Source organism: Streptomyces sp. NBC_00984 (genome assembly GCF_045162475.1).
In the GTDB taxonomy this organism is placed as follows: domain Bacteria; phylum Actinomycetota; class Actinomycetes; order Streptomycetales; family Streptomycetaceae; genus Streptomyces.
Genome location: NZ_CP108734.1, coordinates 256,681 through 283,265, shown reverse-complemented (window position 1 = coordinate 283,265; position 26,585 = coordinate 256,681). Strand labels below are relative to the sequence as shown.

Genomic DNA, 26,585 nt, shown 5'->3' with positions numbered 1-26,585 from the left:
CCTCGCGGGTTTCGTCGCGCGAACTGGTCGACGAGCGGTGCCGGCGCCTCCTGCCCCGCGACACGGCAGGGAACGCCTGATGGGTCTGCTCCTCAACCTCGGTCCCCGGCCCTGCCGGGGTACGCCGAAGACCGGGCGTCAGCCCTTGATCCGGTTTGCCAGGAGGGTGCCACCGGTCGCCAGGACGAGACCGCCCAGGGTGAGCGGGCCGAGGTGCTGGTGGAGCAGCAGGGCCGCGAACCCGGCCGTGACCATGGGGACGAGATAGAAGAGGCTGCTGACCTGGCTGGTGCCGTGGTGCTGGAGCAGGTGGTACAACAGCCCCACGCCGACGATGGAGTTGATGAACGCTGCCCAGAGCAGCACCGGCCAGTACCCGGCGGTGAAGGTGACGTCGAAGCCCTCCCGCAGGAGAGCGGGGACGAGCGCTGCGGCGGCCGCGGACAGCAGTTGGACGGCGTTGCCGGTGACGGGGTCCATCCCATGGCAGTGGCGCTTCTGCCAGATCGTGCCGACGGAGATGCCGAGCAGGCCGAGGAAGAGGAAGGCGAGCCCGCCGAGATGGCCTTCGCCGACGTGGAGCCCGTCCCAGACGGCGAGGACGACGCCGCCGAGCCCGAGTGCCAGGCCGAGCATCTGTCCCTTGGTGACGCGTTCGTTCAGTACGGGCACGGCGATCAGGGAGACGGCCAGCGGGTAGAGGGCGATGATCAGGGCCGCGACCCCGGACGGGACGCCGAGGTCCATGCCGGCGTAGATGCTGGAGAACTGCACGCCCTGGATCAGTACACCCGCGATCATGAGACGGCCCAACAGCCGTCCTCGTGGCAGCTCCTTGCGCAGGATCAGGGCGATCACGAGCAGGAGGCCGCCCGCTATCGCGAACCGCAGGCAGGCAAAGGTGAATGGCGCGGCATGCCGGAGCCCGAGCTTTCCCGAGATGAACCCGGAGCTCCAGACCACGACGAGGGCGATACGGGCGAACATGCCGCCCCGCGCCGGTCGGGCGTCGCCGCCCGACCGGGGCATCGCTGACCGGGTTTCCCTCAGGCCCACGTTCATGGCGCCTCCTGATCTCGCGTGGAGTGGGGTTGGCCCCTTGGCGGGTGTATCTAAAAGTGCACGATAGTGCGAGATATCGTCCCGCAGGGGAGCGCGGGGGCGATCTGCAGGAACCTGCAAGGCGGCTCGGATGGTTCGGCCTTGCTCTGACGTTGCCAACGTGGCCGGTTGCCCTGTCGTTGACCGTGAACCTGAGGCATCTTACGATATGCCGCACGGCTGTGCTCTATTTAGTACGACGCCGCCCTGGGGGTATTTGCTTGGCGGGGCAGGTCGGGCGGTGGTGGATCTTCACCAGAGACAGGAGGGGGCCAGGTGAACGTGAACTTTCTTGAACGCAAGCCCTACTGCTCAGAAGAGTTGGAGGACCAGGAAGAGCTCTATCAGCTCGCGGTGCGTACCCAAGTGCTGCGGCCCGAGCCGGCCGCGGCCCAGCTCGGCTGGAGCGCCGAACGTACGGCACGGGCGGTGCGGCTGCTCTTGGAGGCCATGCTGCTCCAGCCCCTGCCCGGAGCAGAGGACACGTTCCTCCCGGTCACGCCCCGGGCGGCGGCCTTCCACCGGCTCGCCCCCCTGCAACAGCAGATCGAGCGCATGGAGCGGCGCTCGCAGGAGATCCAGGCCGAGCTCGTCGGCTTCCACCGGGCGCACGAGGAGGCCCTGCGGGACGTCTCGAGCAGTGAGGCGCTGCGGATTCTCGTCGGGGAGAGGCACCTCCATGAGGAGATCGCCTCCGCCCTGGAGCAGTGCACCGGCGAAGTGATGCTTGCCCGGCCCGGCACCGACTGGTGGGCAGGGCTCGCGCAGCTGCACACCGAGAAGGCGGCCGGGGTGCTCCGGAAGCGCGACGTGGCGGTGCGCGTCATCCACCAGCACGCCGCGCGCTTCGACCCCGCGACCCGGCAGCACGTGGCGGCCCTCGCCGAAGGCCGGAGCTCGGCACGCACCCTGGCCGGTCCCTTCGAGGGCGTCATCATCTTCGACCGGCAGCTCGCGATCGTCCCGCTGGAGGACGCCCATCTCGCTGTCGTCGTCCACGAGCCGGGTCTCGTACGCTTCATGGTGGAGGTCTTCGAGCGGACCTGGCGGGCGGCCACGGAGTTCGGGGGGCAGGTCCGTACGACCGAGGTGAGCCGAGTGCTCTCCGACGTCCGCGGCACTATCGTCCAACTCCTCGCCGAAGGACAGACGGACGAGGTGATCGCGCGGCGTATCGGCGTCAGTGTCCGTACCTGCCGCAACCACATCGCCAAGATCTACCAGGAGCTCGGCGCCCGCAGCCGTTTCCAGCTGGGGGTCCTGATCGCCAGGTCGGGTCTCCTGGACCAGTTCCAGAGCGGTACGCAGGCTCCGCCCGATTCCGCGGCGCTCTCCATCACAGGAACCTAGGAAGTGCATATGGCCACCCCCGACCACTCCTCCACGCCCTCCGCGGCGGACCGGCCCCCGGAGCACGGCTACCCACGGCCGGGCGAGGTCCTGCGCCGGCTCCGTAACCAGCGGGGCATGTCGTTGCGGCAGGTCTCCGCGGAGTGCGGGCTGTCGGTGTCGTTCCTGGCGGCACTGGAGCGGGGCGAGACCGACATCGCCCTGGAGCGGCTCAGCCGCCTGGCCTGGGTGTTCGGCCACGACGTGGGGTCCTTCCTCGGGTTCTCACGGGGACGTGCCACGCCCTCGGTCTTCCCGCTCCAGTCCCAGGAGCGGCTGGAGCGGGCGCCGGGTGTCACGTACCACGTCCTGCGGTCTCCCGAACTCGGATACCAGGTGATCACGGCCGACTTCCAGCCGGGCAGCGGTCTGCGGGAGGAGCTGCAGCACGAGGGGACGGACCTGATCGTCATGACCCGGGGCATCCTGGTGGCCCGCTACAACGGTGTGGACCACGAACTGCGTGCCGGGGACTGTGCCCAGTGGTCGGCCGGCTATCCGCACACCTTCCGCAACGACAGCGCGGAGCCCGCCCAGTTCGTCGGAGTGCTCTTCTCCAGCCTCTACTGAGGCCTCGCCGAGCGCCTGCCACGCCCGCTACGGACACAGAGGGGAACCTGTGTCCGGCGTCGATGTCATGCCGGTGACGGCGGTTCGCCCGCCGTCACCCTCGCCGAGCTCCGTATGCCGGACGAGGCCCGCGAGCGGCTCGGAAAGCAACTCGCCCCCGCACGCCATCCGTTCGGGGACATCGACCGAACCTCGCCCCGCTGTCACCAGACCTTCGCACAGCTCCCCTGGAGCCACTCCAGCTGCTGCTGGACTTCGGCCGGCACTGCGACGCCCCCCGGCGTCGTGCTTCCGCCCCTGGCCGCTCAGGCACCGGGGGCGGAAGCACGTACGGAATCGGGTTTCGGGAGCTTCCCGGCGGTGCGCAGAGAGTTCAGCACGGCACGTACGGCCTCGGTGGACCGGTCCTCGCCGGCTACGCGCTTGTGATGGCAGAGACCGGCGGGGTTCTCCAGATCGACCTCGATCTCGTGCGGGTACGCCAGGTCGATCCCCGCGTGGTGGATACCGTGGTTCCTCAACTGCTTCCCGATGTCCCGGACGAAGGTCTCCTCGTCAGCGGTGAGTTGCAGCCTCTCGTAGCGGGCGCCCATGCTGGCATGGCCAATGGCCAATGGCCAATGGCCAATGGCCAATGGCCAATGGCCGAGCTGAGCAGCGCCGCGCTGTTGCGGTCCTTGTCGCCGACGACGTAGACATCGGCGCCGCAGCCCTCGTTGGGCTGCTTGAGGATCCATGGGCGGTCGGGTTCGTCGGAGACGAGCCCGCAAGGACGTTCCCGATACGCACTTCGTGGCCCTCGCGCAGCACAGCGCTGGGGACGAGCGACGGGTTGTCGAGCTCGAACTCCTCCGCTCCCGGCACCAGGACCAGGATCTTGTACGGCACGTCAGTCGCCTTCCCCGATGTCTGAGATGCCCTCGACGAGGTTCTCCATGAGCCAGTTCTCGGTCGCCAGCAGCCGCTCCTCCACCTGCTCCGGCCCGTCCCCGCACACGATGGCGAAGCACAGGTGGTGGGCACTGTGCAGGGTGGTCTCGCCGGGCGCGAGCTTCTCGTTCACCTCGTAGTGCCGCACCCAGGGGAACGGCGGCCTCCCCGGCGCCCGCACCGGGCGGCCCTGGGGCAGTACGGAGACGGAGCCGTGCACCTGGGCCGGCGGGTCCTGGGGCGGGGAAGCCACGGGCAACCCGCAGGAAAGGCGCAGCACGGCGGCGTGCAGGTCCACTCCGTAGGTGGCCCGGGTGAGTGCGGGGATCCGGTCGCCGCCGACCCGTGAGGCGATCTCGCACAGCACGAGCTGGTCGTCGGGCGTGTGGAAGACCTCCAGATGGAACGCGCTCGCCGGAGGTGTTTCGAAGGCCGCCAGGACCTGGTCGAGGTAGCTTTCGAGGCGGCGGGCGAAGGGGCTGTCCGGGCGCAGCTGCACCGAGCCGTTGTTCTGTCCGGAGAAGACCCCCAGGCAGCTGCGCAGATAGCGGGAGGAGGCCACGAAGCGGTAGGCGTCGGAGAGCACCGCGTCGATGTGGTACATCGGACCCTCGACGAACTCCTCCGCCATCAGGTCCTCCCGCCAGGGCAGCCGGCTGAAGCCGAGGAGGTCGTCCTCGCCACGCAGCACCGTGATGTCGCGGGAGCCGCCCTGTTTCACCGGCTTGACGACGACGGGGTACCCGTACCTCTCGACGAAGTCCGTCAGGTCGGTGAACGTGCCGAGGCGTACGAAGTTCGGTACGGGCACGGTCCGGCTCGCAGTCTCCTTCATGACGGCCTTGTCGCGGAAGGAGAGGGCGCTCGCGGTGGACTGGCCCGAGAGGCCGAGATCCTCCCGGATGCGGGCGGTCCGCTCCAGGTCGTACTCGTTGTTGGTGAGGACGTGGGTGAAGGGCCGCTCGCGCGCCAGCCTGCGGATCATGAGCTCCGCGTACGGGACGGACTCGCACTCCGGCACGTACTCGTAGTGGGCCAGCCCCTCCGTGTGCTCCAGGTCATGGTGGCTGAAGACGTGCAGCCGGTCCGCGCACTCGGGGAACATCGCCGGATAGTCCAGCGTGGGGCCGTAGTTGATGACGGCGATCTGCGGGTCCGCGCCGTCGTTCAGGGGGGTCGTAGTGGTCATGGTCGGGTGTCTCTCTTCCGGTGCCGCGGTGGTCGTGAGGGGCCGGCGCGTACTCAGTGCAGGCGCCGGGAGCCGGGGGTGGCACGGTGGCGGATGGTCCACTGACTGCGCCGTACATACGTCCGCTGGAGCCAGCGGTCCTGGCCGTCGTAGCGTGCGATGAAGGGGGGAACGGGCGTGCAGGCCCTTGCGGTTGTTGACGAGCGGTGCCCGCCCGGGGTGGCGGAAGACCTCGTGGGCGATCTACCCGCAGAACTCCTGCAGCCTGTCGAGCGCGGCGCGGGCCCGCTCGTCCCGCGTGCGGATCCCGTTGGCGGCCGCGGAGACCTCGGGGCAGGACTCGGGGTTGCTGATCATCGGGACCGGGTCGGAGAACACCTGACCGCAGCCTGCGGCCTCCCGCACGTAACTGCCGGGGGCGTTCGTCCGGAACAGCGGGCTGCGCGGGATCTCCAGGGTCGCCGGGTCCAGAGCGCGGCAGACGTCCCGGGCGTCGGCGTAGTACGTGCCCGCGCCCCCTTCGTGGTCGCCGCGCAGGCAGCTGAGGACGAGAAAGTCCGGGCCTGCCGTTCGAGCGGCTCCGCACTGCGCCGACCGGGCAGCGTGCCGCGTACGGATGGCCCTCGGGGAGCGGGAGAGCCCGTGCTGGTACAGCCGCCGGCGCAGCCGGGCCTTGTCACGGACCAGACGCACGCCCTCGGGCGCCTGTCCCGGCAGACCGAGCTCCTCACGGGCGGCGAGGGCGACCAGGCTCCAGGTGTCGGTGGTGCTGAGCAGTCCCGCCAGGTCGCCGATCTGCCGCGCTGCTGCGACGACCTGCCGCACGCTGTGGGTGTTCACGTCGTGCACCACCAGGTGCGGGCTGTACAGGCGAGAGAGCTCGTGCGCGTACTCCTGGCGGTCTTCGGTCAGGAGGTGGACGGTGAGTCCCTCCTCAGCGGCGGCCACCAGCCGGCCCAGGCCGAACTGGAGCCATTCGAGTGCGATGAGATGTGCCCGGGGGGCGCGGGAAGCGAAGTGCTCACAGCAGGACCTCCTTGATGTGCGACGGGTTGGGTGTGGTGCCGGGTACGGAGGCGACGTACCGTTCGAGCTGTCCATGAGGGTGCCGCTTGGTTCGACAACTCCGTCCGCCCAAAGCCACCGCACTGTTTCGAGCGCCGAATGGAGCTTCATCATTTCGAAGCGCAGTACGTAGACGTTGCGGTCCAGCCGGAGCACATCAGGCTCTTTCATCGCCTCCGCGATGCGATCGAGCACGGCACCATCCTGTTCTGTGAAAGAGACCGCTCGAACGTGCGGGGGGATTCGCGAGGAGCGTTGCGCGGTCCCGGTGATGAGGAAGCAGATGTCCTCGTCGGTGAGCCCGCGGGCCTTGGCGTTGGCGATGTGCAGGGCCGACGGCTGGGAGCCGACGCCGTGGGCGAGCAGGGTCGGCACGATCCACTCGAAGTCGCTCTCCCGCGGGTGCGGGTCGTCCTGGAGCACCGACTCGGGGGAATGGGCGTCGGGGGACCACCGTGTACACCGGTCCGTGGTCGCCGAGTGAGGCCAGGCGTTCCCACTCCGTGCGGCTGGGCGCCCACACCGTGGACTGCGGGGTGCCGCCGCGGTGGGAGAACAGCGGACCCTCCAGATATGTGGGAGAGCAGGCCGTCCGCGCGCTTGGCGGCGTAACGGCGCATGAAGTTCTCGAACTTCCTCAGCCGGTCGCGGTGCAGACACATCGTGGGAAGCGCCGGTACGCCCTCGCCGGCGCACCACATGCCCAGTCGGTCCAGGTCGACGCGCGTGAAATCGGAGAAGTCCACATCGCCGAAACCGTGGCAGTGCACTTCGACCGGCCCCATTCCGCGCTCGTCGAGCGGGAAAGCGGCGGGGGCATGGGTGGTGGGCATGGATTCCATGGTGGTGTCGCTCCTCCTTTCGGGAAACCTGTCCGTGCTCTTCCCGGTACAGGTTCTCCGCGATGAGATGTGGAACTCCGTTGATTCTGCGGTGCTGTTGATCCGGGTCACCAGTGGATGCGTCGATCACCTACCTGCATTGCAGGAAGCTGAGGGCGCGGTGGGAAGCGGGTCGCGCCTAGGGTCTGTGTGCCGGAATCCACAAGGGTTTTCAATTCCCACACCTGGAATCTGGTCTATCTCCAGCTGCTGCTGGAGGAGTTGGGGCACAAGGTGCACAACATCGGGGCCTGTGTGCCGGAGGAGCTGCTGATCTCCGAGTGCCGACGGCTCGCCCTGACCTCGTCGTCAGCACCGTCAATGGCCACGGGGTCGCGGACGGCGGCGGCTGATGCGCAGGAGGTCATGCAGCGGCTGCCGGTGATCATCGGGGGCACGTCCGGCACCGGGGCGGCGGCAACGGGCACGTATGCGCCGGAGCTCCTCGCCGCCGGGTTCACCGCCGTCTTCCGAGGACGGCTCAGGGATTACGAGACTTCTGCCACTACGTCGGCACCGTGGCGATGGACGTCTCACTCGCGGCGGACAGCCGGTGAGCGGCCTGGAGGCCACCACCGGCTCCGCCGCCCCTCCGCTCTCCTTCGGCCGTGCCGTGTCCGAGGTGAACCGGGCGGGCGAGCTGGTGGAACGGCCGAGGACGGGGTTCGGCCCACCGTCCGCCACGCGGTCCGGCCTTGCGGCCGTCCGCCGCGACCGGGCCAGCACCGGCGGAACCCTCACCGTGGACAGCTGCACCCGGGTCGGCGCCCTGGCCGCCGCGCGCCGCGCGGTGCGCACCGGGGTGGAGCTCGACGGCTACCCGATCCTCGCCCACGGCCGGAGACCACCAGGGAGCTCTGCCAGGGCCTCGGCTTCTTCGCCGTCCAGGTACGGCACGGTTCGGCGCGTCCGCTCCGTATTCTCTCCGCGCTGCTGGACGCCGGGCTCGACGCCACCGAGGGCGGACCCGTGACCTGTCTGGCACCCCCTGCCCTATGGCCGAGCGTGTGTCAAAAGGACCGGTCAGCACAGGTTCTTGCGTCCGGTCGAAGCCACGGCGAGGCATCCACAGCCAACACGGGCCGACCATTCGCCGGCCTCGGCAACGGCATCCCAGCCAGAGCTCGACGCGGCCGGGCGACATCAATCCACCCCTGGTTGAGCCTGCCCTACAGAACTCCGTGACCGCGACGGTGTTCAGGCGCGAGCGCGAGATCGACCAGCGTCCGCACTGGCCCATCCGTACACGACAACGCGTCGCATGGCCACGCTCACCACGTCGACAGAAGCACGGCGGCGCAACACTCCCCGTCTGCCGCTAACGGGGCGTGGTGGCCTTGAGCCAGTCGTCGACGGTGACGACGTCCGCCCACTGCGTGAACAGCTTCTCGGTGAGGAACCGGTGAACCTCGGCGTCGGTGTCCAGGCAGGCGTCGGCGAGGACGGTGAGGTCGAAGTCCAGGTCGTTGGCCTGGCACAGGGTGTGCAGCACCACGGCGCTGGTGGCGATGCCGGTGAGGACGAGGCTGTCGATGCCGTTCGCCCTGAGCACCACGTCGAGGTCGCTGCCCGAGAACGCGCTCGCCCGTCTCTTGGTGACCACCACCTCGCCCGGCAGGGGCGCGACATCGGGGTGGATTTCGGTGCCGGGGTCGCCCTCGACATGGAGCCCGGCACGCGCGACGGCGGTGAGTGCCCTGTTGCGCGGGCCGACTTCCGGAAAGCCCGGACGTAATGCGATGACGACGTAGATGACAGGAATGTCTGCCGTCCGGGCGCCATCGATCGCCCTGCGCAGGCGCGGCAGGTATCCGGAGCCGTCGTCGGCAATGTCCACGACGGCTCGCTGGACGTCCATCACCAGAAGGGCGCTGCTCATACGGTCTCCAGGAACGATGTCAGTTCGGTGCTGAAGGGGGCCGGTTGCTCCGTGTTCGGGTAGTGCGCGGCCGCCGACACCGTGGCAGTGTGCCTGCCGGGGGCGAGTTTCGCCAGGGGGGTCTGCCATGGCGAGGCGGTCCGGTGCGTCCCGGGCACCGTTGATCGCGCACACGGGGACGGCGATACCGGACACGTGCTCCCAGGTGGCCGTGACCGGTACCCGATGGTCCGCCTCGCCGGGTGCGTACTCGCCGAGCGTGCCGAGTGCCATCTCCCGCACCCGTCGCATCAGGTCGGCATCGATGTCGGCCAGTTCGCGGTGCGGGCAGGCGGTGAACCGCTGGAACGTGTCGACCCAGCCGGCCACGTCGCCCGTGGCCAGCGCCCGCACCTGGGCGGATAGGCCATCCAGCGCCCACGGGTCCTCGAAGACGGGCTCGCTGGTGCCGACCGGGGAATTGGCGCGCCGAAGCCGGCGAGGGCATACCCGCGGTGACTGCCGCAGGGCACGAACTGTCCGCTCTGGTCCTGGACATCGACGCCATACTGATCACGTGCCACTCCGAGAAGAAGGCAGCCGCCCCCACTTACAAGAACGGATTCGGTTACCACCCGCTGCTGTGTTTCCTGGCCAACACCGGCGAGGGCATGTCCGGGCTGCTGCGGCCCGGCAGTGCCGGAGCCAATACCGCCGCCGATCACATCACTGTCCTCGACCAGGCCCTCGCACAGATCCCTGACGCTCACCGGCACGGCACCGCGATCCTCGTCCGTGCCGACAGCGCCGGATCCGCGAAAGCCTTCCTGGCCCACCTCGACACCCTGCGGGAGAACGGTCTGGACCTGTGCTTCTCCTTCGGACACGCGGTCACCGAACCGGTCCGCCGAGCGATCGGGGCCCTCCCCGACAAACTTTGGCACCCCGCACTGGACCAGAACGGGACCCTGCGCGACGGTGCCGAGGTCGCCGAGCTGACCGGTATCCTCCCGCCATTTCGCGATCAACGCCGCCTGGCTCGAGCTGTCCCTGGCGCCATCGACCTGCTGGCCTGGACCCGCGTCCTGCTGCTGGACGGCGAACTCGCGGCTGCCGAACCCAAGAAACTCCGCTACCGCATCCTGCACGTCGCCGCCCGCCTCACCCACGGCGGCCGCCGCCTCCGCCTGCGGATCTGCTCCACCTGGCCCTGGAAACCCGAGCTGGCTACGGCCTTCCACCGCCTGGCCGCACTGCCCCGCCCCGCCGGCTGACAACCCACCCCACCCCGTCCCGCCCGCCCACGACCCGAGGAATCCGGAGAACCCGACCACCGCGCCGGGACTCCACCATGCCCAGAGGCCGAAAACGTCACCAGCAACGACAAGTTGACGACCACCGACGTCACGCCACCACAACCGAATCGGCGAGGCTAGATTGATGCCAGAACACGGTCGAGCGCCGCCCGGCCCGCAGGTCCCCATGTCGGTTTGCCGCCGGGCAGGCCCCGCTCCCCGGCCTGGCCGATGAGAATGAGGACGAGGCTCTTCAGGGCAGCCAACCCTCGTGCGCGCCGGATCGTCGCCTCGTCCGCGTGCGCGTACGCGTCGAAGAACCGTGCAGCCGCCCCCGCGGGAAGGAGCACCCAGGCAGCCGCGAGATCGACCGCCGGATCGCCTGCGCACATGTCACCGAAGTCGATCACGCCCGAGAGCGTCCCGTCCGAGACGACGACATTCGCCGGGTGAAGGTCGCCGTGCAGCCATACCGGCGGCTCCTGCCAATCGGGAGCCGCAAGGGCCTCGTCCCAGACGTCCTGGATATTCCGGAGATCAGCGGCAACGCCTTCGGAGGCGACTTCCTCGAGTGCCTTTCCGAAAGTGTCCGTGAGTGTTTTGAGGGGAACGCCGCGATCCGGACTGACCGGTGCCTCGGCGGGCGCCTTCACATGGAGCGCCTTGAGGAAGCCCGCCAAAGTGTCGGCCGCGCGGTCCTGGCTGATTGGGGCGCGGTCGGCTGGTTCGCCGGGAACCCATGTCGCGATGGTCCATGGCCGCGGGAAGTGTGCGGAGGGTTCACCGATCCACATGGGGGTCGGGACCGGTAGCGGAAGGCACGGGGCCAGGGTGGGCAGCCACCGGTGCTCGTTGCGCAGCAGGGACGGTGCTCGCTCCGTGCGCGGCATGCGCACGGCCAACTCGTCCCCGAGACGCCATAGCTGGTTGTCCCAACCGCCGACCACCTCACGCAGGTCCAACTCTGCAAGGTCCGGATGCTGCTCTCGCACCAGAGCGCGCACCAAGTTCTCATCGATCTCGAAGCTGTCCATGACCTCAGTCAACCATTGATGGCTCGGGCAGCCGGACCTGATCAGCTGAGACAACATCCGGCATTCATCCAGCCAGGACCACATCACCCGAGTTTCTCCAGACACTTAAAGCTGTCTCATCGGGTGACACTTCGGCATGCCTTGAGATCATCCTGATATGTGACGAGTTGCGAAGGATGGTGTAGACCGTCAGGGCGGTGGTGGATGCCGCGAGGTCACGGTGCAGTTGTTCTTTGCGGACCGGCGCAAGGACTGGAGGGCCGGCCTCGGCCACCCCCCTGCTCGTCAGCCGACGCACCGCACTCGACCCGGACCAGCCGGCCGTCACCAGGAGCACGATCCGCGACTCCCTGCTCGGTCACGCGACCAGGCGCAGCCAGGCCGCCGCGAGTGCGGCGTGACCGGCCGGCGTCGGCCGCAAGGCCGGTGGCGGGTGAGGTCGGTGGGTGTGTATGTGGCTGCCTGCCCTGAGGGTCTGGCGGTGGCTCAGGTGGTGGTGTCCGGGGTTGTTTCGGGTTTTGTGTGGAGGATGTCGCGGGCCTGTTCGGCGGCGCGGGCGGTGCTTTCGGAGACGAAGTCGAGGAAGCGGGCGATGTTTTCGAGGCGGGTGGCGGCGGGAGTGCCGGGGCGGAGGACGGGGATGCCCTGGCGTGCCGTGTCGACGACCTGGGCGATGGAGCGGGCGCTGGCCATCATGGCCTGGTAGTAGACGTCGTCGTCGACGACGTAGCGCTCACGTCGGCCTTCGTCGCGTTCCCGGCGGACAAAGCCCTGGCTCTCCAGGAACGTGATCGCCTTCGAGACAGTCGCCGGGCTGACCTGGAGGCGTTGGGCGAGTTCGGCCGCGGTGAGGCTACCGGTGTCGGTGAGGATGAGGCAGGCCGTCACCCTGGACATCATGGTGGGCATGCCTGAAGCGATGACGGCGGTGGTGAACACTTCCTCGTACGCGCGCACTTCTTCGGCGTCGCGTCCGTAGGGCTGCGGGGGTGTCTGCGAGTCCCGGGGCGCGGCCTTCTTGCGGCGGTGGGCGCGGTGTTCGGTGGCGCGGTGAGCTACTTCGGCACGGTAGCTGGTCGGACCGCCGTTGCGCATCACCTCGCGTGTGATCGTCGAGGTCGGCCGCTCCAGGCGTCGGGCGATCTCGGCGTAGGCGAGGCCGTCGGCCAGTCCCAGTGCGATCTGCTGGCGTTCCTGCTGGGTGAGCCTGCCTCCCGGCATCGCGGTCTCCTTCGTGGCCTGGGGCGGCCCTGTGGTGGCTGGTGTGCCGACTATAGCGTTCACTCTCAGTTCATTGCAACATGTTGCGAGTTGAGGCGTTGCGTTATGCGCGAGGCCATTGCATCAACTTTCATATATCTACCTGCAAAGATAGGTTTTTGGCGCAACGAAGCTGTTGCTGGATGCGTGAATGCAACGTAGCGTTTCTGTCATCGGAAACAGTGTGCCGAAGGGGCGCGCGACACCGGAGAAGGAGAGCACGATGCAGAAGTTCGCCACCCCCGCCGCCGTCCAGGCCGTCCTCGACGTCCCCGCAGGACGTATCCAGTTCATCGCCGCTGACCGCACCGACACCACCGTCGAAGTCCGGCCCACCAACCCCGCCAAGAGCCGCGACGTGAAGACGGCCGAACAGACCGAAGTCACCTACGCCGACGGCGTCCTGCGGATCCAGGCCCCGGAAGCGAAGAACCGGATCCTCGGCAACTCCGGATCCGTCGACGTCACCATCCAGCTGCCCGTCGGCTCCCACGTCGAAGCGAAGGCCGCCGCCGCAGAGTTCCGCGGCGTGGGACGTCTCGGCGATGTCGCCTTCGACGGCGGCTACGGCTCGGTCAAGCTCGACGAGGCCGCGAGCGCGCGGCTCACCGGCCTCGACGCCCACATCACGGTCGGCCGGTTGAACGGTCCCGGCGAGATCAGCACCCAGCGGGGCGACGTGAACATCACCGAGGTTGTGCGCGGCACGCTCACGCTGAACACCCAGCAGGGTGACATCACCGTCGGTGTGGCCCACGGAGTCTCCGCCGCCCTGGACGCCGGCACCGGCTACGGCCGGATCAACAACGCGCTGAAGAACACCGGCGGCGCCCCCGGCCTGACCATCAAGGCGACCACCTCCCAGGGCGACATCACCGCCCACAGTCTCTGAACCGCGCACCTTTTGAAGGAGTTCTCCTCATGACCAACTTGGCCATCGCGGCGCACGGGTTGCGCAAGTCCTACGGCGACGAGACCGTTCTCGACGGCATCGACCTGGCCGTCCCGGAAGGCACGATCTTCTCCCTGCTCGGCCCGAACGGCGCCGGCAAGACCACCGCCGTCAAGATCCTCTCCACCCTCATCTCGCCCGATGCGGACTCCGGTCAGATCCATGTCGGCGGCCACGACCTCGCCACCCAGGCGCAGGCCGCCCGCGCGGCGATCGGTGTCACCGGCCAGTTCTCCGCCGTGGACGGGCTGATCACCGGTGAGGAGAACATGCTCCTCATGGCGGACCTGCACCACCTGTCCAAAACCGAGGGACGACGCGTCACCGCCGAACTCCTTGACCGCTTCGACCTCACCGAGGCCGCGAAGAAGCCCGTCTCCACCTACTCCGGCGGCATGAAGCGCCGCCTCGACATCGCCATGACCCTGGTCGGCACCCCAGGGATCATCTTCCTCGACGAACCGACCACCGGCCTGGACCCCCGCTCACGTCACAACATGTGGGGCATCATCCGCGAGCTCGTCACCGACGGGGTGACGGTCTTCCTCACCACCCAGTACCTCGAAGAGGCCGACGAACTCGCGGACCGCATCGCCGTCCTCCACGACGGCAAGATCGCCGCCGAGGGCACGGCCGAGGAACTGAAGCGACTCATCCCCGGCGGACACATCCGCCTTCGCTTCACCGATCCCGCCGACTACCAGCACGCAGCCGGCACCCTCACCAAGGCGACCCGCAACGACGAGTCCCTCACCCTCCAGCTCCCCAGCGACGGCAGCCAGCGCGAGCTCCGCTCCATCCTCGACCGGCTGGACTCCGCCGGCATCGAGGCCGACGAGCTGACCGTGCACACACCCGACCTCGACGACGTCTTCTTCGCCCTCACCGCCACCACCGTGCCCACACAGCCGAACCAGCCCAAGGAGAGCGTCCGATGAGCTCCCTCTCACTCGCCGTACGCGACTCCTCCACGATGCTGCGCCGCAATCTCCTGCATGCCCGCCGCTACCCGTCGCTCACCCTGAACCTGCTGCTGACCCCGGTCATGATGTTGCTGCTGTTCGTCTACATCTTCGGCGACACCATGAGCGGAGGCGCGGGCCGCTCCGCCTACACCGCCTATATCGTGCCCGGCATCCTGCTGATGACTATCGGTTCCACGGTCATCGGCACCGCCGTCTCGGTCTCCACCGACATGAACGAAGGCATCATCGCCCGCTTCCGCACCATGGCCATCCACCGCAGCTCCATACTGTTCGGCCACGTTGTCGGCAGCGTCCTGCAGACCGTCATCAGCGTCGTCCTCGTCGGCGCCGTCGGCGTCGCCATGGGCTTCCGCTCCACCGATGCCACCATCCTGGAATGGCTCGCAGCATTCGGGCTCCTCGCGTTGGTAGCCTTGGCCTTCACCTGGATCGCGGTCGGCATGGGTCTGAGCAGCCCCAATGCCGAAGCGGCCAGCAACAATGCCATGCCGTTGATCCTGCTGCCGCTCATCTCCAGCGCCTTCGTCCCGCTCGACTCGATGCCGGGTTGGTTCCAGCCGATCGCCGAGTACCAGCCCTTCACCCCCGCCATCGAAACCCTGCGCGGACTCCTCCTCGGCACCGAGATCGGCAACAACTGGTGGATCGCGCTGGCCTGGTGCCTGGGCCTGACCGTCCTGGGCCACCGCTGGTCCAAGGCACAGTTCAACCGCGACCCCAAGTAGCTCAAAGCGAGCGAGCCGATCGTGATGACGACCGGCAACCAGAGCACCTCCGAGGCACTGTCGGCCGGCAAGACCATCCTGTACGAGAGCATCGGCATGGAGCAGAGCAAGGCGTTCCGGCAATCGCTGTACGCCGGCGCCGGGGTCAAGCAGCCGGATGTCGACAGCATCGCCGCCGTCAGCCAGGACTACGACCAGCGGGGTACAACCCCGGCCCCCGGCCAGGCCCAGTTCAAGGCCGCGGCGGCCGCTCTGCAGAACATGCAGCAGGAAGGCAGGATGGGGGCTTTCAGCGACCGGGCCTCCGCCACCAAGGACCTCGGCCGCTGGATCGGCGGGCAGCACCTGCGCGACTTCCTGATGAAGACCGAGCTCGCCTCCGATCTGCGGAGCAAGGAAGAGAAGCTCAAATCGGACTACCGGAAGGCCGATGCCTACAAGAGCTTCGTCGACTACCTCCTCGGACTCCCTGGCAGCGAGTAGAAACCTTTCCGGCTGGCGGGGCGGCACCCATCGGGTCCCGCCCCGCCAGTCTCCGCGGCCCTGTGACCCACTCGGCTGCCTCGACCCGGTCCGGCACCGTAGACCAGCCACTGCTCCAGCAGACGCACGACCCTGCGCGGCAGATTCAGACTCTCGGCCGCGGTGCGACCCTTGACGTAGGAGAGGAGGATCGTGGAGTCCCCGGCCCAGTCGATGTCCTGCGTGGCCAGGTCCTCGATGCCGACCGGCATGGTCCCGGAGTAGATGCCGAACAGCAGCCGGTAGGCGATGAGCACCTCCAGGTGCGGGAACAGGGCCTGCGTCGCGTCGTGGAAACCGCCGCGGCGGTGGACCACAGCGGCCGAGATGCCGACGTTGCGGCCGAACTCGGACATGCTCACCGGCCCGACGGTGGCCAACTGCCGGGCTCGCGCAACAGCCGTCCCTGTCGTAGTCGAAGGCCGGCTGGAACGTCAGCATCCTCGCGCCCACGTTGCCCGGCCGCAGCGGTGGCGGAGCGGCGTGGGCCGGCGCGGCGGAGGCCGGCACCAGTGCGGTCGGGGGCCGAGCGGTGGTCGCCCCTCCACGATCCGAAAGACCCCGGAGAGCCTGACCACCGCGCTGGAGCTCCACCGTGCCCAAACAGCGAAATCACTTCGCCCACCCGACAGCCGATGACCGGAAACGTCTCTTCACCCCAACCGAAACATCGAGGTGAGCGGGAAGTCGCGCAGCAGGCGCAGGATCCCGTCGGCTTCTCCGCTCTCAAGGCCCCCTGTCATCGAGGACATGAAAGCGCTGGTGGCACGTCTCAAGCGCCCCGCGTGACCCAACAGCCATGAACGGGACGCTGAACGTTTCCGGGCGGCTCCGTGAAGTCACCCAGGACCGACCGGTAACCGAACAGCGGATCATTAACGTCCGCTTTATGAAACACATATGCAGAACAGCCGGGCTCGCCCTCGCGCTGCTGTTCCTCGTGCTGGGCATCGGCGCCCAGGCCGCGTCCGCGCATGTCACGCGCGAGCATGCGGAGCTCGTAGTCGCGCCCGGTGACAACGTCACCAGCGGTCGCCTCATCGTGCACAACGCCGTCGTGGCTCCCGAGCAGGCCGGTGCGTGGGCGGCCGGGCTGCTCTCGGCCCCCTGCCCGGCCACCGGCTCAGGCGTGCCCGGTGACAACGGCGGCGTGCCCGGCGGAGTCGTCATCGAGCTGGCGTGGAGCTGCCACGTCGACTCGCTCGACCTGAGCCCGCTCATCGCCAAGGGCGAACTGACCCAGGTCGTCGTCGAGTTCGACGGCACGGCGGTCGACGCCTCTGCCGCCGCCCCGCTCGTCGACGTCCGCGGCGCGCACGCCCTGCCGTCGTTCCCCTGGCTCACAGTCGCGCTTGTCACGGCCGCCGGTGTCGTACTGCTGCTCGTTGCCTGGCGACTGCCGTTCCTCGTCCGCGGACTGCGCCGTAACCGGCGGCGCCGGCAGCTGGCGACCGCCGGAGTCGTCGCGCTGTCCTTCCTCGCGCCCCAGGCGGCCTTCGCCGACGACAGTGCGGATCCGGTCGACACCGTCACCGTTGAGGGCACCGTCTTCAAGGACCGTGACGGCAACGGCGAGCGGGACAGGGGCGAGCAGCCCATGCCCGGCATCGACGTCACCGACGGCGCCGTGTGGACCACGACCGGCGCGGACGGCTCATACAGCCTGCAGATCGACCCGAAGCGGCGCGAGACCGACCTCGTCAGCATCGTCTCGCCCAACGGATACACGCCCGCCCTGCGCAAGGACTACATCCCGCAGTTCTTCCACAAGGTCCCCGAGACCGGCGGCAGAGACGTCGACTTCGCGCTCGTACCCGACCGCAACGCCTCGAACCCCACCGAGAAGTGGGTCATGAACTCCGACCCCGAGGTCAGCAACACCTCCGACGCCCAGGCCCGGGGCGCCCTGCCCCAGTGGACCGGCCAGGTCCAGGCGATGTCCGAAGTCGACGGCGCGACGATGCAGATCGCGACCGGTGACCTCACCGTCACGGACTACGCCGACGAGCCCCGCCGCCAGGGCGGGTACGACATGTTCAGCAAGGGCCTCGAGGAGGGGCGGCTCGGTCACCCCTTCTATCCGGTGATGGGCAACCACGACTTCGGCGGCACGGCGACCTCCCAGGGATACGCCGGCAGCATGGAGTACTACCGCCGCAACATTGCCCCCGAGTGGTACAGCTTCGATCGCGACGGCCGTCACATCGTCGTCCTCGAGGACAACTACGACGCGAGCGGGCTGAAGCCGCAGCTGGAGTGGCTGCGCCGGGACCTCGCCCGGCACGCGGTCGGCAAGCAGGTGTTCGTCTTCGCTCACCGCTCTCTGTTCACCCAGTGGGGTCCGGGCGCCGGCATGCAGCCGACGATCGACGAGCTCGCCGAGTACGACGTACGGATGGTCGCCGCCGGTCACAACCAGCAGGCCGAGTTCCGGCGCGGCGCCTTCGAACGGTCCGTCGAGATCAACAACCAGGGCACGTACGGCATCGACGGTGCCCACCCCGACTACAAGGTGCTCGACTTCAGCGCGATCACGGATGATCCGCGTACGCACCGCAACGAGGACACCGGACATGTGACCGGCATCCACCGGCAGTTCGAAATCGACGACGACGCCGCGCTGGTCAGCCCCGCGCAGGGCAGCGTGCACGGCGCCAAGGCCGCAGTGCCCGTCGAGGTGTACGCGGAGGACGACGGCCGCACGCCTGTCAAGGCGGTACTCACCGTCCGCGACAGCCGAGGGCACCTGGTGAAGCGTCAGGACGTGCGCTTCGGCAAGGGGGCGTCCCGACCCGGCATCGAGAACTGCTACACCCCGGCCGGTGGCACGCCGGAGCCCTGCCCCGACGCACGCGGGGCCTGGACGCGGGCGAGCGGCACACTGCACGGGCTGCGGCCCGGCACGTACACCGTCGAGTCGGTCGCGTACGACACCCGGGGCAAGCGGTTCCCCGTCGTGAAGAACACCTTCGAGATCGTGCGCGACTCCGAGCTCGCGAAGCCCAGGACCGGGCAGGACTGGCTGCGGCAGGGAGGCGACGAGGTCGGGCGGTCCGCGAGCGGCGACGAGCCCGGCGCGAAGCTCGACCTCAGGTGGGCCCGCCACACCGGCGAGCAGTTCAACCTCAACGGCTCGGTGGTCGCGGACGACAAGCTCATTGTCTCGTCCCGCGCCTTCGACTCGCCGTACAGCATGATGCTCGCGTACGACATCGCCTCCGGGCGTGAGCTGTGGCGTACGTACCTGGACGGTGATGCCGAGTCGGCGCCGACGCTCCACGGCGGCATGGTCTATCTGACCACCGGCGTCGGCCGGATCTACGCGCTGGACACGGCGAGTGGCCGCATAGTCTGGCAGTCGATCGACCGAGAGGAAGCCCACGGGGACACCGTGCGCCGCTACGGCCGCGCGGGCGGACCTGTCAGCGTCTTCGCGCTGGCGGGCGCGGAGAGCCGCTCGGTCGCCGTCTACCAGGACGCCTACACGGTCCGCTGCCGGGACGCCGAGACCGGCGGGATGCTGCCCGGCGGTTTCGACGCCGCGTTCTCCTGGGGTCAGGCCCACAGCACGGTGATCCGCGAACCCGGCTCCAACACCGCCTACTTGCAGTCGATGTCGAGCAACACCGTCATCGGCATGGACCTTGCGACCTGCACTCAGTTGTGGGTGAAGGACACCGCGGGCGACATCGACAGCCACTCCTCGCCCGTCCTGACCGACCCGGCCACGGGCGAGGCGAAGCTGGTGACATTCACGGCGTACGGCGTCCGCGGACACGACCCGAAGACGGGCGCGGTGACCTGGGAGTCCAAGCTGGGCGGCGGCAGCACCTGCGAGCCGGGGCGCGCTCCGCTCACCAGTCCGGCCGTGTGGGGCGACCACGCCTATGTCGCGGGCCGGGACGGCGTCGTACGCGCGTACGACACGGGCGCGACCGATCCGTCGAAGCCGGTGTGGGAGACCAAGTCCGGCTATCTGGCGGGGGAGAGCCCGCTGGACGACAAGTGGCGGGTCGCCATGGGCTGTTCGGCCGGTGCCGGTTCGCCGACCATGCACCCGCTGGTGACGAAGTCCCATGTGTACGTCGGGACGTGGGACGGTCGCCTGCTCGTCCTGGACCGGGCAAGCGGGACGCAGGTCGCCTCGTACAACCTCGGCGCGGGAGTGGCCTCGGCCCTCTCCGTGAGCGGTGACTGGGTCTTCGCCCTCACGGACGACGGCACAGTCCACGCGCTCGCCGCACGCCGGAAGTAGAGGGGAAGCACCACCGTGCGATCACCTCGCAGCGGGGTGCTGCTCCTGCTGGCTGCCGTCCTCGCGCTGCTCCTGGGCAGCGCGGGGACGGCGCAGGCGCACCCCTTCGGAACCCCTCCCGTCGTGAAGATCGAGGCGGCGGGCGCCACCGTCGACGCGACCTGGTCCGCGCAGCGGGACGACATCGCCGTCCTGAAGAACGAGTCCGGCGGTGACGAGGCGGGCTATCTGCGCTCGCACATCGTCGTACGCCAGGACGGCCGCCCCTGCCGTGTGAGCCGGGCGGACGGCGTGAAGCTCCACTTCGTCTGCCCGCGGCCGGTGGACCGCATCGAACTGACGGTCACGGCGCTGACGGACGTCGACCCGGCGTACCGGACACTGTCGGTGACGGGCACGGGCTCCGGCGGGCTGCACACGGCACAGGAGCCGACGCGGACGCTGACCCTGAAACCGACGGCCGCGGGGACCGCCGTGGCCTCACCGGCCGCTTCGGACCGGCGGGCCTGGACAACCGACTTGACCTCACTGCTCGACCACGGCGCGGCCCTCCCGCTGGCTCTGCTCGTGGCCGCGGCCGTGGGTGCGCTCCACGCCTGCGCGCCGGGGCACGGGAAGTCGCTGGCCGCCGGGTATCTGGTGGGCGCCAAGGGAAGGCCGCGCGACGCGGTGTGGCTGGGCGGGATCGTCGCAGTGATGCACACGTTCTCGGTCGCCGCCCTGGCGGTCGGCTGGTGGCTGGCGGCGAACAGCACGCCGGACATCGCGGCGCTGACGGGATGGCTCCAGCTGATCGCGGCGCTGGTGGTGGCCGGGGTGGGGGTGAGCCTGTTGCGGCGGCATCTGCGCCACCGAAGCCACCGCCATTCCCATCACGGGCCTGATCACGATCACGGGCATGGCCACGGGCATGACCACGGGCACGATCACGGACACAGCCATCACATCCCGGATGCCCCGTCCCTCCTCACCTGGCGAGGCCTGGTGCTTCTCGGCGCGTCGGGCGGCCTGCTCCCCTCACCATCCGCCTTCCTCGTCCTGCTCACCGGCCTGCTGACCGACAAGGTCGGCATCGCCCTTGCGATGGTTGTCGCCTTCGGCCTCGGCATGGCGCTGACGCTCACGGGCGTCGGCCTGATCGTGCTGCGCGGCCGGGACGCCCTACTGGACCGCGTCTCCCGCTCCAGGACGCTGCGGACGTGGGCGCCGAGGGTTCCGCTGTTCGCGGCCTCGGCGGTGGTGGCCGGAGGGACGGTCGCGTCGGCGGTTGCCGCAGGCCACCTCCTCGCTCCGTGATCTCCGTAGCTCTGTGAGCTCCGTGACGTCCCTGTACGACAAGGGCGCCCCCGTCCGGCCTGAAACCGGGCGGGGACGACCTGCTCCCGCAGGCCGGACGGCGCGAGACCGGTAACCAGGACGGCCTCGGAGACTCTCCCGGGCATTGACCACAGACCACAGAGGGAGCCCCCGGTGGCATCGGCTACTGCAGACTGCCGATCTCCTTCAGCCGGTCGACGTAGTTCTGGGGTATCCGACCGCTGACGTCAGGACCGACGTTCAGCGGGAAGAGGGAGTTGCCGGCATTGGCCTTGTGGAGGTTGTCGACGATCTCCTGGGACGAACGCGGTTGCCCTGTGGATGTGGTGTGGAACCAGGTGCGGTTCGTGTCCAGAGTGTCGCTGCTGCCTGGTCAACCGCTCAGCCGCAGTCAATCACCACGCGGAAACGGAGCAGAGACAAAATGCCGCAGGCAGTGCGGCGTAAGCTCCTTCGGGAGCTCCAACTCGTCGCGGTAGAGCGCGAACCGGTCCTCGATCCCGCGCACCCGCAGCCGGCCGCCGCGTTCGGTCAGCCACGACGCCGGGTGGCTGAGGAAGCCGTAACGGGGCCGGATGTTGACGACGTAGTCCTCCAGAGACTCAACTGCCCACGGCATGATGCTGGCGACGTTCCGCCGGCGGGGCCCCGAGCCCTCGGTGCCCTTGGCCTTGCGGACATGCACCACGCCGTACCGGCCGAAGTGCGGAGCCTTCGAGTTCCGGTAGAGGTCAACGACGTCCAAGCCCGACGCCTCGGGGGCCCGCAGGCCCCACCCGTAGATCGTCTTAAATAGGGTGGAGTCCCGGTAGGCGGTCGAGTCACCCTTCCGGCCCCGTTTCGCCGCCCGCTCAACACGCTCGTCAATGTGGTCGAAGAAGAGCTGGCACTCCTCCCGGGTCATCGGTCGGCGGTCTGCCTCGCCCTCGTAGTCCACGAGGTGTTCGCGGCGGTTGCCGTCATGGAGGATCGGCGTCGGGTGTGTACCGAACCGTTCCAGGGAGATCTCCACCCACCCGTAGACCGGGTTGAGTACGTAGTCCATGAACATGCCCACGGCTCCCTGGTAGGCGCGAAGCGTCGACTTGGCCCGGTCATGCCGCATCACCAGATCGGTCATCGACTCGTCGATGTCCGCGGCCTTCCCCACGGGTACTCGTTCGCCTGGCCGGCCTTCATATTGCGGGCATCTGCCCATGGGCCGCCCGTTGACCCGGAAGCCCTCGTAAGACAGGGGGAAGTCGGTCCATCCAGGCGTCGAAGAGGTCCAAGTCATAGCGTTCGCGCCTTTTGCCCGGCAGCGGTTCCTCGGGCCACTTCCACACGACGCGTCCTGGATCCACGTCGTTCAGGGCTGCGTACCACTCCTTCAAGGGAGCAGCCAGACGGACATGCGTCTCGAAGTTTCGGCGTGTGCGGGTGGTGTCCCCGGCCTGGTGGGTGCGAAGGACCGACTCGGACGGGACGGCACAGGCGACCAGGTCTGCGATGCCGAGTGCCTTGCGTTTCAGAGAGTCGCGGACGAGCCTCAGCTGGCAGGTGAACGCGTCAGCCGTGACATCCAGACCTGCGCGCGCAAGGGTCCATGCGTAGCGCAGCTTCAGGGGATCGGAATCGCAGACCGCGATACCTTGCGCGCCCTCGTCATGGACGGCCTCTGCCCACCTCTCTTCGTTCCGGCGCACCCAGAAGGCGCTCGTCTCTTCAAGAGGCGCCGCATCATCCGATCGAAGATGCCCGGCAAGTTCGCAAACTGCCTTCGGAATCTGAAGTGAGCTGACGTAGCGGCTCTTTCCTGCGGCGCTGGGCCCCTCGGCAACGAAGATCATCCTGTGAGTCTTGCCCGACCACCCCCTGCCGGTTCAGGGGATCAAGCCGGTCCTCAATCAAACGCATCGGTCCACGCCGGGTTCTGACGGCAGCTCAGTGACCCGAACAAAGTGTCCTAATTCGGTGCGATCACGGCTATGGAGCCTTCGCATCGCCAGTGGCATCCGTCGGCGTATCGTCTCGGGTGAGCCGGCGCCCGATGCCCGCATCCCTTCCACCCGGCGCGACCCAGGAGCGGGACGTCGCTATGACGACCGCGACGAAGGCGTTCTCAACAAAGTCAGTCGCCGTCCCATCCAACCCGGTCGGTGGGGTCCGGGCGAGGCACACCGTCACCCGCCTGGAGTGCCTGCGGCTGCGCCTGAAGCCGAGCGAGTGTGTGGGGAGGCAGACTCATCTTCGCTCGCATACGCGGGTGTGGTCCAGCAGGTCTCCATCCTGACCGCCTCCGGCAGGGCGGGATGGTCATGCAATCTGACGCAGAGGCCGTCGCGTGTCGGCACCTTGCCGGTCGCGTGCGGCGGTCCGGTCGGTGAGCAACAGGGCCGCATAGGCCGAGCCGTCCTCCAGGATCGAGGTACAAAAGAATGACGTATGCCGCCCAGGACCGCCCGCGCATCGGCTGGATCGGTACCGGCCGAATGGGCTTCCAGCTCGCCGCCCGGCTGCTGGACGCGGGGCACGACGTAGCTGTCTACAACAGGACCCGCGCCAAGGCCGAACCGTTGGCTGAACGGGGAGCCGAGATCGTCGACCGGGCGGCCGGTCTGGCCGACCGGGACGTCGTTTTCACCACGGTCTCCGCATCGCCCGACCTGGAGGCGGTCACCACTGGCCCTGGCGGCGTGCTGACCTCGCCGGATGCCGCACCGGGGGTGCTGGTCGACAATTCCACGGTGTCCGCGCAGATGTCTGCGCTGACCCGCAAAGCAGCCGCCAAGCGTGGGACCGACTTCCTGGCCGCCCCGGTAAGCGGGAACCCGCAGGTGATCGCCGCAGGCAAGTTGACCGTTGCCGTCTCCGGCTCACGCGCGGTGTTCGACCAGGTCGAGCCGTTGCTGGCACTGCTGGGGCACGGGGTGACCTACGTCGGAGAGGGCGAGGTCGCCCGTCTCGTCAAGATCGCGCACAACGTCTTCCTCGGTGTCCTCACCCAGTCGCTCGCCGAGATCACCGTCCTCGCGGAGAAGGGTGGTGTCAGCCGTGCCGCTCTCCTGGAATTTCTCAACGGCTCCGTGCTGGGCTCGGTCTACACCCGCTACAAGTCGCCTGCGCTGGTCAACCTGGACTTCAAGCCGACGTTCACCATGCCGCTGCTGCGCAAGGACTTCGATCTGGGGCTGTCCGCAGCCCGCGAGCTGGAGGTCCCGATGCCACTCGCCGCCGCCACCGCTCAGCTCGTCGCGGGTGCCGTCGGGGCAGGGCATGTCGAGGAGGACTTCGCCGCCTTGCTCCTTGAGCAGGCCAGGAACTCCGGCATCACGCTGGAAGCCGAGAACGTCCCCGTGGACGACGGCCTGTCGCCGCACGCCTGACGCCTGTAGCTCAACCGGGTTGGATGAGACGGCGACCGGCTTCGGTGAGAAAGGACAACATCGTGTGGCTTCGTGCACGTCTTGCGACTGCATGTGTGCATGGGTTCCGGAGATAGTCGGTGATCAACCCAGCCATAAATGTTGACCGGAAACGACGTCATTGCCAGTGTCGCTGCCTGCGTTGCGTGAATTATTCGCTGTGATGTGACGAGGAGCGTCAGTAGGGTCCGTGCATGGCAGACGAGAGTGAGTGGGCCGTTCAAGCGGCCATTGAGGCGGAGATGCGGCTTCTCGACCCTGACGTGCGTGCTTCGCCGGCCCTGGTCTCCGAGCTCCTGGACCCGGAGTTCCTTGAGATCGGAGCGTCGGGGCGGCGCTGGGATGCGACGTCGATCCTCACGGTGACGAGTGACGGTTCGGTGGCCCCGGAAGCCCCGGTGAAGGTCAGCGAGATGTCGGGGGCCGTACTCGCTCCCGGCATCGTTCATCTGACGTACTTCGCCGACCACAGCGGGCGCCGAGCATGGCGGAGTTCCGTGTGGCGTCTGACGGAAGTGGGCTGGCGCATGTATTTCCACCAGGGCACTTTGACGAGCTGAGCGATCGATCGCCGCCGGTTTCAGCCGGCCTTGACGGTTCCTTCCGCGCGGCCGGATGCTGCCCCGGCAAGGCCCCGTACCTCCCAAACCCGTCGACAAGTGACGTCGCTGGGTGACATGAACCGGCTGCTGGACCCGAACCCGGCGCGTGCTGCTCACCTACGACCGGGCCGTCAACGAGTGCGTGCTGCCCGCGACCGAGGGCAAACGCGGCGACCCACGCCCGCCCGCTTTCGCCCGCCGCTGCGGCTTCGACTTCGACCACTCCTTGCAAGGGGAAGTCGAAGCCCTGGAACATGTGGAACCGCGGCGCCTGGTCCGCGCCACCGTCGATCCCCACGTCGACCGCGCCGCGCTCGCACAGCAGATCACCCGGGAGGGGCAGCAGCACCGCGCCCTGGAGGAGTCCATCGGTCGCTGGGGCACGGCAGGTGGGACAAACGGGAGGTTGTCCTAGCGTTGTACGGGGGCCTGGGCGGCCGGGCGAAGTGCAGCACGGCAGCCTTGGTTCCGGCGGCTGGTTCTCGGTATTGGGGGCGCGGGTGTGGGGCGGTCAGTCGGTGGTTGCCCGGGATACGCCGAGGGGGGAGTGGTGCCGATCCACGATCCCCTCGACGATCCTCATCAGTCGATCCCCCGCCTGATCGATGCTTCCGTTCTGCGTGCTGACCTGCGCGCCTTCGAGTACGAAGGTGATCTCGGCCGCGGCCTGCTCGGGGTCGGGCAGCCCGGCCTCGGCGCACATGCCGACCATCCTGCGGGTCTGGTGGGCCTTGTGCTCCTCGATCACTTGCCGTGCAGGATGAGAGTGGTCGGGCAGCTCGGCGATGGAGTTGATGAACGGGCAGCCCCGATGCGAGATCGCCGGCAATCCCTCGGCGATGAAACGGGCCACGCCCAGAATCTGATCCCTGGGCCGACCAGGGTGTTCGTCCTCGACCCGGTCGAAGGCCGCCTGGTAGTCGGCGGCGACAATCCGCAGCCACTCCGCGACCAGCGCGTCCTTGGTTTCGAAGTGCCGGTAGATCGCCATTTTGGTGGTCTCGGCCTTCTCGGCGATCGTCTGTACGCCCACCCGCCGGATCCCCTCGCTCTGGAAGAGCTCCTCCGCCGCATCGAGGATGCGCTCACGGGGCGGTAGTTTCGCCACCCTGCTCGGCCTTCTGGTGGTCGATGTCATGACTGCTCCGTGACGTCCGGTCGGTCGGCACCCACACTCCCTGCTACGGTACCAGCCTGTTCCATGAGATACCGCTCGGTATCGTTAGGTGCTCGACGGTATCGTTCCTTTC

24 protein-coding genes and 2 pseudogenes are annotated in these 26,585 nt (G+C 68.4%); 13 read left to right on the top strand and 13 right to left on the bottom strand.

Annotated elements, in window-relative coordinates; all coding sequences use genetic code 11:
• Nucleotides 1-138: 138 nt before the first annotated feature.
• Entirely contained in the window at nucleotides 139-1,062 is a 924-nt protein-coding gene (locus OG520_RS01365) for a DMT family transporter (protein ID WP_406011847.1), read from the bottom strand.
• Between the two features lie 321 nt (nucleotides 1,063-1,383).
• Here OG520_RS01365 and OG520_RS01360 point away from each other — a divergent pair, with 321 nt between their 5' ends.
• Complete coding sequence (locus tag OG520_RS01360; RefSeq protein ID WP_406011846.1) at nucleotides 1,384-2,451, top strand: response regulator transcription factor; 1,068 nt, start codon at nucleotides 1,384-1,386, stop codon at nucleotides 2,449-2,451.
• 9 nt (nucleotides 2,452-2,460) lie between these two features.
• Nucleotides 2,461-3,060 (top strand): cupin domain-containing protein, encoded by a 600-nt coding sequence (locus OG520_RS01355; protein ID WP_266431254.1) that lies wholly within the window; start codon nucleotides 2,461-2,463, stop codon nucleotides 3,058-3,060.
• 305 nt (nucleotides 3,061-3,365) lie between these two features.
• Here OG520_RS01355 and OG520_RS01350 read toward each other — a convergent pair whose 3' ends face one another.
• The 3 genes from OG520_RS01350 to OG520_RS01340 all read right to left on the bottom strand — a co-directional run bounded on the left by OG520_RS01350 (nucleotide 3,366) and on the right by OG520_RS01340 (nucleotide 6,667).
• Nucleotides 3,366-3,653 carry a hypothetical protein gene (locus OG520_RS01350; protein WP_406011845.1) on the bottom strand — a complete coding sequence of 96 codons (288 nt, stop codon included), beginning with the start codon at nucleotides 3,651-3,653 and terminating at the stop codon, nucleotides 3,366-3,368.
• A gap of 296 nt (nucleotides 3,654-3,949) precedes the next feature.
• Complete coding sequence (locus OG520_RS01345) at nucleotides 3,950-5,179, bottom strand: acetyl-CoA carboxylase biotin carboxylase subunit family protein (protein ID WP_406011844.1); 1,230 nt, start codon at nucleotides 5,177-5,179, stop codon at nucleotides 3,950-3,952.
• A gap of 243 nt (nucleotides 5,180-5,422) precedes the next feature.
• Nucleotides 5,423-6,667, bottom strand: a complete 1,245-nt coding sequence (locus tag OG520_RS01340; protein WP_406011843.1) for a hypothetical protein — start codon at nucleotides 6,665-6,667, stop codon at nucleotides 5,423-5,425.
• Nucleotides 6,668-7,678: 1,011 nt separating this feature from the next.
• Between OG520_RS01340 and OG520_RS01335 the strand changes: the two genes are divergently transcribed.
• Nucleotides 7,679-8,098, top strand: a complete 420-nt coding sequence (locus tag OG520_RS01335; protein WP_406011842.1) for a hypothetical protein — start codon at nucleotides 7,679-7,681, stop codon at nucleotides 8,096-8,098.
• Nucleotides 8,099-8,138: 40 nt separating this feature from the next.
• On the opposite strand, the pseudogene OG520_RS01330 reads toward OG520_RS01335, so the two are convergent.
• Together OG520_RS01330 and OG520_RS01325 are read right to left on the bottom strand one after the other, a co-directional pair.
• Nucleotides 8,139-8,384 (bottom strand): annotated as a pseudogene (locus tag OG520_RS01330) (transposase); the annotation flags it as partial.
• Between the two features lie 59 nt (nucleotides 8,385-8,443).
• On the bottom strand, nucleotides 8,444-9,004 hold the full coding sequence (locus OG520_RS01325) for a cysteine hydrolase family protein (protein ID WP_406016392.1): 561 nt from the start codon (nucleotides 9,002-9,004) through the stop codon (nucleotides 8,444-8,446).
• Between the two features lie 431 nt (nucleotides 9,005-9,435).
• Between OG520_RS01325 and OG520_RS01320 the strand changes: the two are divergent.
• Nucleotides 9,436-10,257 (top strand): annotated as a pseudogene (locus OG520_RS01320) (transposase); the annotation flags it as partial.
• Between the two features lie 158 nt (nucleotides 10,258-10,415).
• Here OG520_RS01320 and OG520_RS01315 read toward each other — a convergent pair.
• Both OG520_RS01315 and OG520_RS01310 read right to left on the bottom strand, forming a co-directional pair.
• Nucleotides 10,416-11,312 (bottom strand): aminoglycoside phosphotransferase family protein, encoded by an 897-nt coding sequence (locus OG520_RS01315; RefSeq protein ID WP_399330704.1) that lies wholly within the window; start codon nucleotides 11,310-11,312, stop codon nucleotides 10,416-10,418.
• A gap of 486 nt (nucleotides 11,313-11,798) precedes the next feature.
• A complete protein-coding gene (locus tag OG520_RS01310; protein WP_399330870.1) occupies nucleotides 11,799-12,533 on the bottom strand; it encodes a helix-turn-helix domain-containing protein in 735 nt (244 codons plus the stop codon).
• Nucleotides 12,534-12,795: 262 nt separating this feature from the next.
• On the opposite strand from OG520_RS01310, the gene OG520_RS01305 reads away from it, so the two are divergent.
• The 4 genes from OG520_RS01305 to OG520_RS01290 are packed head-to-tail and all read left to right on the top strand — an operon-like array spanning nucleotide 12,796 to nucleotide 15,718.
• Complete coding sequence (locus OG520_RS01305; protein WP_406011841.1) at nucleotides 12,796-13,464, top strand: DUF4097 family beta strand repeat-containing protein; 669 nt, start codon at nucleotides 12,796-12,798, stop codon at nucleotides 13,462-13,464.
• Nucleotides 13,465-13,493: 29 nt separating this feature from the next.
• On the top strand, nucleotides 13,494-14,462 hold the full coding sequence (locus tag OG520_RS01300) for an ATP-binding cassette domain-containing protein (protein ID WP_406011840.1): 969 nt from the start codon (nucleotides 13,494-13,496) through the stop codon (nucleotides 14,460-14,462).
• The gene (locus OG520_RS01295) at nucleotides 14,459-15,235 is read left to right on the top strand and encodes an ABC transporter permease (RefSeq protein WP_406011839.1); all 777 of its coding nucleotides are present in this window, start codon (nucleotides 14,459-14,461) and stop codon (nucleotides 15,233-15,235) included. Before OG520_RS01300 ends, OG520_RS01295 begins: the two co-directional genes overlap by 4 nt.
• A 24-nt stretch (nucleotides 15,236-15,259) precedes the next feature.
• Nucleotides 15,260-15,718, top strand: a complete 459-nt coding sequence (locus OG520_RS01290; protein WP_406011838.1) for a hypothetical protein — start codon at nucleotides 15,260-15,262, stop codon at nucleotides 15,716-15,718.
• On the opposite strand, the gene OG520_RS01285 is transcribed toward OG520_RS01290, so the two are convergent.
• Nucleotides 15,688-16,119: a hypothetical protein gene (locus OG520_RS01285; RefSeq protein WP_406011837.1), complete on the bottom strand. Its 432-nt coding sequence runs from the start codon at nucleotides 16,117-16,119 to the stop codon at nucleotides 15,688-15,690. The two genes, OG520_RS01290 and OG520_RS01285, sit on opposite strands and share 31 nt — an antisense overlap.
• Before the next feature lie 527 nt (nucleotides 16,120-16,646).
• Between OG520_RS01285 and OG520_RS01280 the strand changes: the two genes are divergently transcribed.
• Nucleotides 16,647-20,012 (top strand): PQQ-binding-like beta-propeller repeat protein, encoded by a 3,366-nt coding sequence (locus OG520_RS01280; RefSeq protein ID WP_406011836.1) that lies wholly within the window; start codon nucleotides 16,647-16,649, stop codon nucleotides 20,010-20,012.
• Nucleotides 20,013-20,027: 15 nt separating this feature from the next.
• Nucleotides 20,028-21,308 carry a hypothetical protein gene (locus tag OG520_RS01275; RefSeq protein WP_406011835.1) on the top strand — a complete coding sequence of 427 codons (1,281 nt, stop codon included), beginning with the start codon at nucleotides 20,028-20,030 and terminating at the stop codon, nucleotides 21,306-21,308.
• A gap of 184 nt (nucleotides 21,309-21,492) precedes the next feature.
• Here the strand turns inward: OG520_RS01275 and OG520_RS01270 are convergent, their stop codons facing one another.
• Genes OG520_RS01270 through OG520_RS01260 form a run of 3 tightly spaced genes read right to left on the bottom strand, consistent with a single transcriptional unit; the run spans nucleotide 21,493 to nucleotide 23,158 of the window.
• Nucleotides 21,493-21,684, bottom strand: a complete 192-nt coding sequence (locus tag OG520_RS01270) for an alpha-L-fucosidase (protein ID WP_406016391.1) — start codon at nucleotides 21,682-21,684, stop codon at nucleotides 21,493-21,495.
• Nucleotides 21,685-21,720: 36 nt separating this feature from the next.
• Complete coding sequence (locus tag OG520_RS01265; RefSeq protein WP_406011834.1) at nucleotides 21,721-22,479, bottom strand: site-specific integrase; 759 nt, start codon at nucleotides 22,477-22,479, stop codon at nucleotides 21,721-21,723.
• A gap of 25 nt (nucleotides 22,480-22,504) precedes the next feature.
• Complete coding sequence (locus OG520_RS01260; protein ID WP_406011833.1) at nucleotides 22,505-23,158, bottom strand: hypothetical protein; 654 nt, start codon at nucleotides 23,156-23,158, stop codon at nucleotides 22,505-22,507.
• Nucleotides 23,159-23,746: 588 nt separating this feature from the next.
• On the opposite strand from OG520_RS01260, the gene OG520_RS01255 reads away from it, so the two are divergent.
• The 3 genes from OG520_RS01255 (at nucleotide 23,747) to OG520_RS01245 (ending at nucleotide 25,750) form a co-directional block, all read left to right on the top strand.
• On the top strand, nucleotides 23,747-24,694 hold the full coding sequence (locus OG520_RS01255) for an NAD(P)-dependent oxidoreductase (protein ID WP_399330682.1): 948 nt from the start codon (nucleotides 23,747-23,749) through the stop codon (nucleotides 24,692-24,694).
• Nucleotides 24,695-24,927: 233 nt separating this feature from the next.
• Complete coding sequence (locus OG520_RS01250) at nucleotides 24,928-25,293, top strand: DUF4440 domain-containing protein (protein ID WP_406011832.1); 366 nt, start codon at nucleotides 24,928-24,930, stop codon at nucleotides 25,291-25,293.
• 148 nt (nucleotides 25,294-25,441) lie between these two features.
• Nucleotides 25,442-25,750 (top strand): hypothetical protein, encoded by a 309-nt coding sequence (locus tag OG520_RS01245; protein ID WP_406011831.1) that lies wholly within the window; start codon nucleotides 25,442-25,444, stop codon nucleotides 25,748-25,750.
• A 96-nt stretch (nucleotides 25,751-25,846) separates the two neighbouring features.
• On the opposite strand, the gene OG520_RS01240 is transcribed toward OG520_RS01245, so the two are convergent.
• Nucleotides 25,847-26,473: a TetR/AcrR family transcriptional regulator gene (locus OG520_RS01240; RefSeq protein ID WP_406011830.1), complete on the bottom strand. Its 627-nt coding sequence runs from the start codon at nucleotides 26,471-26,473 to the stop codon at nucleotides 25,847-25,849.
• Nucleotides 26,474-26,585 lie beyond the last annotated feature (112 nt).

What these genes read in the sequence shown, in the direction of transcription:
- OG520_RS01295 (WP_406011839.1), top strand. Translation starts at nt 14,459, where the DNA reads ATGAGCTCCCTCTCACTCGCCGTACGCGACTCCTCCACGATGCTGCGC.
- OG520_RS01250 (WP_406011832.1), top strand. Translation starts at nt 24,928, where the DNA reads ATGGCAGACGAGAGTGAGTGGGCCGTTCAAGCGGCCATTGAGGCGGAG.
- OG520_RS01240 (WP_406011830.1), bottom strand. Translation starts at nt 26,473, where the DNA reads ATGACATCGACCACCAGAAGGCCGAGCAGGGTGGCGAAACTACCGCCC.
- OG520_RS01325 (WP_406016392.1), bottom strand. Translation starts at nt 9,004, where the DNA reads ATGAGCAGCGCCCTTCTGGTGATGGACGTCCAGCGAGCCGTCGTGGAC.
- OG520_RS01310 (WP_399330870.1), bottom strand. Translation starts at nt 12,533, where the DNA reads ATGCCGGGAGGCAGGCTCACCCAGCAGGAACGCCAGCAGATCGCACTG.
- OG520_RS01290 (WP_406011838.1), top strand. Translation starts at nt 15,260, where the DNA reads ATGACGACCGGCAACCAGAGCACCTCCGAGGCACTGTCGGCCGGCAAG.
- OG520_RS01255 (WP_399330682.1), top strand. Translation starts at nt 23,747, where the DNA reads ATGACGTATGCCGCCCAGGACCGCCCGCGCATCGGCTGGATCGGTACC.
- OG520_RS01345 (WP_406011844.1), bottom strand. Translation starts at nt 5,179, where the DNA reads ATGACCACTACGACCCCCCTGAACGACGGCGCGGACCCGCAGATCGCC.
- OG520_RS01280 (WP_406011836.1), top strand. Translation starts at nt 16,647, where the DNA reads ATGAAACACATATGCAGAACAGCCGGGCTCGCCCTCGCGCTGCTGTTC.
- OG520_RS01300 (WP_406011840.1), top strand. Translation starts at nt 13,494, where the DNA reads ATGACCAACTTGGCCATCGCGGCGCACGGGTTGCGCAAGTCCTACGGC.
- OG520_RS01260 (WP_406011833.1), bottom strand. Translation starts at nt 23,158, where the DNA reads ATGATCTTCGTTGCCGAGGGGCCCAGCGCCGCAGGAAAGAGCCGCTAC.
- OG520_RS01355 (WP_266431254.1), top strand. Translation starts at nt 2,461, where the DNA reads ATGGCCACCCCCGACCACTCCTCCACGCCCTCCGCGGCGGACCGGCCC.
- OG520_RS01305 (WP_406011841.1), top strand. Translation starts at nt 12,796, where the DNA reads ATGCAGAAGTTCGCCACCCCCGCCGCCGTCCAGGCCGTCCTCGACGTC.
- OG520_RS01315 (WP_399330704.1), bottom strand. Translation starts at nt 11,312, where the DNA reads ATGGACAGCTTCGAGATCGATGAGAACTTGGTGCGCGCTCTGGTGCGA.
- OG520_RS01365 (WP_406011847.1), bottom strand. Translation starts at nt 1,062, where the DNA reads ATGAACGTGGGCCTGAGGGAAACCCGGTCAGCGATGCCCCGGTCGGGC.
- OG520_RS01350 (WP_406011845.1), bottom strand. Translation starts at nt 3,653, where the DNA reads ATGGGCGCCCGCTACGAGAGGCTGCAACTCACCGCTGACGAGGAGACC.